This is a genomic window from Campylobacter sp. 2018MI13 (assembly GCF_018501135.1).
GTDB lineage: Bacteria > Campylobacterota > Campylobacteria > Campylobacterales > Campylobacteraceae > Campylobacter_E.
Genome location: NZ_JAHCZC010000256.1, coordinates 1 through 421 on the forward strand (window position 1 = coordinate 1; position 421 = coordinate 421).

1 protein-coding gene is annotated in these 421 nt (G+C 62.9%); it reads right to left on the bottom strand.

What is annotated here, in order from left to right; genetic code table 11:
• Positions 1 to 421: branched-chain amino acid transport system II carrier protein (locus KJQ99_RS11420; protein ID WP_214150740.1), on the bottom strand; the 421-nt coding region annotated here is incomplete at both ends.

A 421-nucleotide genomic window follows, 5' to 3' on the forward strand; every position in this document is an offset into this window, starting at 1 on the left:
TAGCAGGGCAAGGAACAGTGGGGTCAGATATCGCCCTACCCAGTCCATGAGCTTTCCGGGTTTGAGGGCTGCGACCAGAGTCATCGCGAAGAACACGATGGTGAAGATCGGCAGTGCCGGGCCGTGGCCTTGGATAAAGGGCGCCACGCCGACTTCGTAGGAGACGGTCGCCGTTCTCGGGATGGCGAAGGCTGGGCCGATGGTCAGGTACAGCAGGCAGGTGAAGATCGTGGCGTATTGAGAGGACACCCGCGAGGTCATGCCGTGGACGCTGGAGCATCCCGACACGGCGGAAGAGATGATGGCCACGATGGGGATCCCGACTGCGGTGACGAGAAATCCTGCGGCGGTTACGGGGGCGCTGTGGCCGGCGAGGCGCCCTAGCTCGACCGGGAAGATGAGGTTTCCGGCGCCGAAAAAT